Raw genomic sequence first — 7270 nt, 5'->3', positions numbered from 1 at the left:
GTGGTGGGGAGGTCGGGGGTGTGTCCTGGCATCGGTTCCGGTGGTCGGGCGGTTCGTGGTGCGGGACTCCGGGCTGCGCGGCACGTCGGGGCCGGTGAGCGATGCTGCTCGCGTCGAGGTGCGCGCAGCAGGGGGAGTCCGGCGAACCGGGGAGGACCGGACGGTGGTGTGGGGCCCGTCCGTCCGCCGCGACCGGCCCTGGGGAGGCCGCCGTCGGGCGAAGCCGACACGATGACTCGTCAGACTGGATGACGCGTCCAGGATCGCTGGCAGAACCGTCCGTCCACCCGTTGGTAACGGTTCGGTAACGGCTCGTTCGGACCTAGAACGTGTGAGGTTCCTGGGTGCGGTCGCCCTGGGCGACGCGTTCGAGGGCGTCGAGCGCTCCGGCGATCGCGGTGACGTCGGACTCACCGAGCTCGGCGATGAGCTCGGCGACGATCCCGGTGCGGTCCGAGCGCGCCCGTTCGACCGCCGCGATGCCCTCGTCGGTGGCTGAGACCATGAAGGCGCGGCCGTCCCGGGGGTCCGCCTCGCGCTCGATGAAGCCGCGCTGTTCGAGCTCGGTCAGGATGCGGGTCATCGTGGGCTTCGTGACCACCTCGATCCGCGACAGGTCGCCCGGGCGCAGGGGTCCTTCGCGCTGGATGGTGGCGAGTGCGGACACGATCCCGTACCCGAGCGAGGCCGAGTCCGTCCGTGCTCGCCGGTTGATCCGTCCGACCGCCGCGGCCAGACGTGCGGCGACCTCGGTACGGTCCGTCGATCGAGGACTCATGTGCTGCTCCGGGTGGGCGATTGGGTGGTCGCCAGCGATGCTATCGGCTCGCCGGATCCGCAGTCTGGGAGCGTCGTGCGCGTCGGTCGTGGGCCAGCACGGGGTGTCCGGGAGGCCCGTGGAACGCAGACCGCCCGCCTCGCGTGCGCGAGACGGGCGGGTTCCTGTACGGGGGTACAGCCGGACTCAGTGCTTCTCGCCCGGCAGCTGGTGAATCGCCTCGGTCGCGAGCTCGGCGGTGACGTTGTCGCCGGACTCGGTCGCAGTGCGCAGTCGACGGAAGTCCTCGGTCATGCGGTCCCAGTCGACCAGTTCGTCGAGGTTCGGCAGGCGCAGGCGGAAGGCCAGACCGTCCATGGTGTCGCCGCACACGCGCTGCAGGTTCTCGTTGCCGCACTCGGCGACGTAGAGCGCGAACACGTCGAGCGCGTCGTGGTTCACGGCGGGGACGTCGTGCGACTCGAGCTCGGCGATCGTCTTGTCGAGCTGCGCGAGGATCTTCTTCCGTGCGCCGGCGCCGAGGCGCGGGACCGCGAGGCGGACGACGCCACCGAACAGCACCCCGAGGGTCTGCATCGCCTCGATGACCTCAGCGGGGTTCGGCGTCGTGACGCGTGTGTACCGGTTCGGCGCCATCTCGATGAGGCCGGCACGGGAGAGCTGGCTCAGCGCCTCGCGGATCGGCGTGCGGGAGACGCCGAGCCAGGCGATGAGCTCGTCGTCGTTGAGCCGCTCGCCGGGGACGAGCGTGCCGTCCATGATCGCGTCGTGGATCTTGTGCCGGACGGTGTCGCGGAGCAGCTGGTGCTCGGTCGGGGCGCTGCGGGGGACCGGCATGCGTTCTCCTTCGATCGGGGCGCGGTCAGTGCACGCGCACCGATCAACGTACCTGATATGAGACCGGCGTTCCGCTCGGCTCAGCGCGTGTCACCGGTCGGCATCGTCCGTGGCGTGGTCGCTCACCGCACGACCCCACCCCAGGCGTACCGCACCGTGGTGCCGTCGACGACGAGCAGCGAGTCGGGTGCCCGGTCGAACAGCCCCGGCATGCCGACGGCGTCGGGCAGGTCCCCCTCGAGTCGGTCGAGGTGCGCGGCCCGAACGGTCAGCGGCGGGTGCTGTCGCTGCCAGAACAGCGTCTGGGCCAGGTACCGGGCGTGGATGCCGGCGCGGGTGGTGAGTTCGGCGGCCAGTGGCGTGTCGACGACGTCACCGGCGGTGACCCGGATCGAGGCCGCGTGCCGGGGTCTGGCCGTGCCCGAGGGGCGTTCCTGCCGCAGCGATCGCGCCCAGCGCACCGGGTGCAGTGCACGTGCGGGATGCCGGACCGACCGGTGCGCGACGACCTCGCCGCGGCGGCGCGACCGGGCGTGCGCGAAGGTGTACGGCACGCCGAGCAGCGCGTGTGCGGCCACGATCGCCGGCACGTTCGCGGTGTCCACGGTGCGGTACGCGACCCCGCGCCGGCCCTGGTCGTCCACGGTCAGGACCTCGATGGTGACCTCGGTCATGCGGCCGAGGCGGCCGGCGGAGGGGAACGGCGGCACTCGCGTCTCGTGGAAGACGTAGGCCGTGAGTCCCACCCAGGCGCTGCCGTCGACCACGTCGGGGCGCGTCCCCCGCGGGACGAGTCGCGCCAGCGAGCCCGGGTCGTGTCGCCAGTGCGCGAAGACGACGTCGTCCCACGCGTGCTGGGTCACCGGCCGGTGCAGCAGCGGTGCGGCCGCACGGGTCCAGGACGGCTGGGTCACCGCTTCGGTGCGTGCCGACCGACGCGCACGGCCCACAGGACGAGCGGAGCCTGCAGCGGGAGCCGCAGCACGGAGACGAGGCGCATCGCCCGGGTCGAGCGCGGGCTGTCGAGCAGGTCGTTCGCCATCTTCACGTTCGCAGGGAAGACCGCGGCGAACAGGGCAGCTGCAGCCCACCCCGAGGCCCGGCGAGTGGCCGGGAACACGAGCCCGGCGGCGATGCCGAGTTCGGCCACGCCGGACGCGACCGTCGTCAGCCGCGGTGGCAGTGTGTCCGGCACGATCCGGTCGTAGTGGCGCGGCTGCAGGAAGTGGGTGACGCCGGCCCCGCCGAGCAGCACCGCGAGCAGTGTGGCAGTCCGGGTGGCTCGTTTGATCCGCTCACGTCGTCGCATGCCCCCATCGTGCTCGCCCGTCCTCGGAATCAGGTCAGTGCGGTCGCGACGAGGTCGAGGACCGCCGCCGCCACCTCGGCCTTCGTGCCCGAGGTCTCGCGGACCACCTCGCCGCCCGGCACCAGGACCTCGATCGCGTTCTCCTCGCGCTCGAACCCGGCCGACCAGCCGACGTGGTTCACGACGAGCAGGTCGGCGGGCTTGCGGGCGATCTTCGCGCGCCCGAGTGCGATGCGGGCGTCGCGGTCGGGTTCGGTCTCGGCGGCGAACCCGACGATGACCTGCCCGGTGCGCCGCGCCGACACCAGGTCGGCGAGCACGTCGGGGTTCCGCACCAGCTCGAGCGTCATCCGCTCGCCCTGGGCATCCTTCTTGAGCTTCTCGGCGAGGACCTCGGCCGGCCGGTAGTCGGCGACGGCAGCGGTCATCACGACGACGTCGGCATCGACCGCCGCGGCGTGCACGGCCTCGGCGAGCTCGAGTGCTGACCCCACCGGCACGACGGTCGCGTCGATGCCCGCGGTCAGGCCGGCCTCGACGTTCGCGGCGACGACGGTGACGACGGCGCCGCGCGCCGCTGCGTCGGCGGCGATCGCCAGGCCCTGCCGACCGCTCGACCGGTTGCCGACGAAGCGCACCGGGTCGAACGGCTCGCGGGTGCCCCCCGCGCTGACGACCACGCGGACGCCGGACAGGTCGCCCTGCTCGCCACGAGCCCCGGCGCCGGACTGCGTCCCCTCGTCGGTGCCGGCGCGACGCCCCGCCCCTGCACCGCCCGGGCCGTCCAGCACGGCGAGCGCTGCGGCGACGATGTCCTCGGGTTCCGCCATCCGGCCGATGCCGGCGTCGTCGCCCGTCAAGGCGCCGACCACCGGTCCGACCAGGTGCACACCCCGTTCGCGCAGGACGGCGACGTTGGCCCGGGTCGCGGGGTGTTCCCACATCTGCGGGTGCATCGCCGGCGCGACGACGACCGGGGCGTCGGTGGCGAGCAGCGTCGTACCGAGCAGGTCGCTCGCCAGGCCGTTCGCCATCCGTGCCAGGGAGTCCGCGGTCGCCGGGGCCACCACGACCAGGTCCGCGCGACGGCCGAGGGCGACGTGGCGGACCTCGGAGACGTCGTCCCAGACGCTCGTGGTGACGGGGTTGCGGCTGAGTGCCTCGAGCGTCGGCAGCCCGACGAAGCGCAGCGCCCCCTCGGTCGGGACGACGTGCACCTCGTGCCCGCGCTTGACGAGGTCGCGGACCACGCCGACGGCCTTGTAGGCGGCGATGCCCCCGGTGATCCCCACGATGACGGTCAGGCCGCGCTCTGCTGCTGCGTTCACGCCGCTCACGCTACCGGGGGCACGTGCGAGGATCGACGGCATGTGCACCGTCGTCGTCCGCGTCGACCCCGGGTCCGCGTGGCCCGTCACCGTGCTCGCCCTGCGGGACGAGTCACCTGAGCGTCCGTGGGACCCGCCTGCTGCGTGGTGGCCCGATCGCGACCCCGGGGTCCGCGGTGTGCGCGACCGTGCTGCCGGCGGTGCGTGGCTCGCCGCCTCGGACCGCGCCGGACTGGCGGTGGTGCTCAACCGCGGCGAACCGGTGCCGAGTGTCGACGGCACGTGGACGACCCGCGGCGTGGTGCCGGTCGACGCCGTCGCCGACGACGTCTTGCCCGGACACGACGGCACGCTGCCGACCACCCGCGCGTTCAACCTGGTGCGGGCGACGGCCGACGGCGCCGCGGTCCTGACCTGGGACGGCACACGGGTCCGCACGACCGAGCTCGGCCCCGGCGTGCACATGGTGACGCACGGCGAACCGGACGACCCGGCGGCGCCGCGCATCGGGCGGTGGCTCGAGGCCTTCCGCGCCGCGGAGGCCCCGGTCGGGCCACCGGTGCTCGGACCCTTCGACGAACTCCGGACGGTGGACGCGGGCGACGACGCCGGAGACGGGTGGAGCGGCTGGTTCGGCGTCCTGGCCGAGTCTGCTGTGCTGCCGAGCGACCACCCCGACGCGATCCTCCGCGACGCGCACGAGGCCGAGGGGCACAGGACGACACTGTCGATCGTCGCCGCGGCGATCGGTCCGGACCGCACGGTCCTGCAGCACGCCCGCCTGACCGAACCCGGACGGCTGGACGGGTCGGTGGAGCTGCACCGCGCCTGACGCGGGCGGCGCACCGGACGCGCCACGGGCCTCCCGGCCGCGCCCCGCGCCCCGCGCTCAGAGGAGCGGACGCGTCCCGGTGAGGTCCTCGGCGACGGCCCAGAGCGAGCGGGCGAGGTCGGCGCTCCGTGCCGACCCGGGGATCGAGACGGCGGTCGTCGGTCCGGTCAGGCCGAAGGGTCCGGCCGGGCCGTAGTAGGCGCCGCCGACCGCGTTCGGGCCGACCGCGGCGTAGAGCAGCGGCTCGGTGCCCTGCTCGACCGCCTGGGTGAAGGGGAGCGCGCGGTTGCTGGGCCGCACCGGCTTCGCGCGTCCGAGTGAGCGCCCGGCCGACTGGAGGTTCGTGCGGGTGTAGCCGGGGTGCGCCGCGGTGCTGACGAGGGGGACGTCCGCCTCGACGGTCAGCCGGTGCAGGTGCAGTGCGAGGAGCAGGTCGGCGAGCTTGGACTGGCCGTAGGCACGCCAGCCGTTGTACCCGCGTTCCCACTGCAGGTCGCCGAAGCGGATCCGGCCGGGGATCGCGGCGAGGCTCGACATGGTCGCGACCCGCGGTGCCTCGGCGCGCAGCAGCGAGGGCAGCAGCAGGTTCGTCAGCGCGAACGGGCCGAGGAAGTTCGTGCCGAACTGCAGCTCGAACCCGTCGACCGTCTCGAAGCGCTGCGGCGGCGCCATGACGCCAGCGTTGTTCACCAGGACGTCGATCGGGCGGTCCTCGCCGACGATGCCGTCGGCGAAGCGGCGCACGCTCGCCAGGTCCGCCAGGTCGAGTTCGCGCACCTCGACGTCGGCGTTCGGGTGCGCTGCACGGATCTCGGCCGCGGCGGCATCGCCCTTCGCGGTCGTGCGCACGGCGAGCACGACGCTCGCGCCGGCGGCCGCGAGACGGGTCGCGGCTTCCTTCCCGGTGCCACTGTTGGAGCCGGTGACGACGATCCTGCGTCCGGTCTGGTCAGGGAGCTTCGGCATGCGGGCGACCGTACACGCGGGCGCTGGCCATCACGGCTCGGCCGTGCTAGTTTGATGCAAACGCATGGAAGTGCGACCAGGAGGAACCATGAGCAACGCATTCGGCACCGACCGCCCCTCGGACGTCCCGCCGCCCGCACCCGAGCGGATCGGACGCGTGGAGCTCGGCATCGACACCTTCGGCGACGTCACCGAGCTCGCCGACGGCAGCCTCAAGTCCGACGCGCAGAGCATCCGCGACGTCGTGGCCCAGGCCGTCCTCGCCGACCAGGTCGGCATCGACTTCATCGGCGTCGGCGAGCACCACCGCGCCGACTTCGTGGTGAGCGCACCCGAGGTCGTCCTCGCCGCGATCGCCGCCTCGACCTCCCGCATCCGGATGGGCTCCGCCGTCACGGTGCTGTCGTCCGACGACCCCGTGCGCGTCTACGAGCGCTTCGCCACCGTCGACGCGATCTCGGACGGCCGTGCCGAGGTCATCCTCGGGCGCGGTTCCTTCACCGAGTCGTTCCCGCTGTTCGGCCACGAGCTCTCCGACTACGAGGTCCTGTTCGAGGAGAAGCTGCAGCTCTGGGCGGCCCTGCGCGGCGGCGACGCCGTCACCTGGTCCGGCACGAAGCGCGCGAGCCTGGTCGACCAGGACGTCTTCCCGAAGCTCGAGCACGGCGCCATCCCCACCTGGATCGGCGTCGGCGGTTCCCCGCAGTCGGTGATCCGTGCGGCGTCGTACGGCCTGCCGCTCTTCCTCGCCATCATCGGCGGGCAGCCGGCGCAGTTCGCCCCGTTCTCGCGGCTGTACCGTCAGGCGCTCACCCAGCTCGACCTGCCGCAGCAGCCCATCGCGATGCACTCGCCGGGCTTCGTCGCGGCGACCGACGAGGAAGCCGCCGAGCGGTACTGGCCGTACCACAAGGCCGTCACCGACCAGCTCGGCCGGGAGCGCGGCTGGCCGCCCCTCGACGTCGCCGGCTACCACGCGGGCCTGTCCGCCGGTGGCTCGCTGTACGTCGGGTCGCCGGAGACCGTGGCGCGGAAGATCGCCCGGAACATGCGGATCCTCGGCGCCTCGCGGTTCGACATGCGCTACGCGACCGGTCGCCTGCCGCACGAGGACATGCTGCGGTCCATCGAGCTGTACGGCACCCAGGTCGCGCCCCGTGTGCGCGAGCTGCTCGCCGAGCCCGTCCCCGTCCCGTAGGCGGTCACCCCGGCGGGCCTAC

General features: G+C 73.3%; 8 protein-coding genes. 2 read left to right on the top strand and 6 right to left on the bottom strand.

Features of this window, described 5'->3' with window-relative positions; genetic code table 11:
* Positions 1 to 322: 322 nt before the first annotated feature.
* The 5 genes from GVL05_RS12335 to GVL05_RS12315 all read right to left on the bottom strand — a co-directional run bounded on the left by GVL05_RS12335 (position 323) and on the right by GVL05_RS12315 (position 4228).
* Entirely contained in the window at positions 323 to 778 is a 456-nt protein-coding gene (locus GVL05_RS12335; protein WP_111084361.1) for a MarR family winged helix-turn-helix transcriptional regulator, read from the bottom strand.
* Positions 779 to 964: 186 nt separating this feature from the next.
* Complete coding sequence (locus GVL05_RS12330) at positions 965 to 1615, bottom strand: GntR family transcriptional regulator (RefSeq protein WP_131845752.1); 651 nt, start codon at positions 1613 to 1615, stop codon at positions 965 to 967.
* Positions 1616 to 1737: 122 nt separating this feature from the next.
* Positions 1738 to 2529, bottom strand: a complete 792-nt coding sequence (locus GVL05_RS12325; RefSeq protein ID WP_159573306.1) for a YqjF family protein — start codon at positions 2527 to 2529, stop codon at positions 1738 to 1740.
* On the bottom strand, positions 2526 to 2924 hold the full coding sequence (locus GVL05_RS12320; RefSeq protein ID WP_123938564.1) for a hypothetical protein: 399 nt from the start codon (positions 2922 to 2924) through the stop codon (positions 2526 to 2528). The genes GVL05_RS12325 and GVL05_RS12320 overlap by 4 nt, the downstream gene beginning before the upstream one ends.
* A 29-nt stretch (positions 2925 to 2953) precedes the next feature.
* Positions 2954 to 4228: a phosphopantothenate--cysteine ligase family flavoprotein gene (locus GVL05_RS12315; RefSeq protein ID WP_159573307.1), complete on the bottom strand. Its 1275-nt coding sequence runs from the start codon at positions 4226 to 4228 to the stop codon at positions 2954 to 2956.
* A gap of 64 nt (positions 4229 to 4292) precedes the next feature.
* On the opposite strand from GVL05_RS12315, the gene GVL05_RS12310 reads away from it, so the two are divergent.
* Positions 4293 to 5084, top strand: coding sequence for an NRDE family protein (locus tag GVL05_RS12310; protein WP_159573305.1), 792 nt, complete (start codon positions 4293 to 4295; stop codon positions 5082 to 5084).
* Positions 5085 to 5141: 57 nt separating this feature from the next.
* Here GVL05_RS12310 and GVL05_RS12305 read toward each other — a convergent pair whose 3' ends face one another.
* A complete protein-coding gene (locus tag GVL05_RS12305; RefSeq protein WP_159573304.1) occupies positions 5142 to 6050 on the bottom strand; it encodes an SDR family oxidoreductase in 909 nt (302 codons plus the stop codon).
* 88 nt (positions 6051 to 6138) lie between these two features.
* On the opposite strand from GVL05_RS12305, the gene GVL05_RS12300 reads away from it, so the two are divergent.
* Entirely contained in the window at positions 6139 to 7248 is a 1110-nt protein-coding gene (locus tag GVL05_RS12300) for an LLM class flavin-dependent oxidoreductase (RefSeq protein WP_159573303.1), read from the top strand.
* Positions 7249 to 7270: the final 22 nt, after the last annotated feature.

This window comes from Curtobacterium sp. 18060 (assembly GCF_902706105.1).
Taxonomy (GTDB): Bacteria; Actinomycetota; Actinomycetes; order Actinomycetales; family Microbacteriaceae; genus Curtobacterium.
Note: the sequence above shows the minus strand (reverse complement) of the source record. Positions and strands in the feature narration are given on the sequence as shown.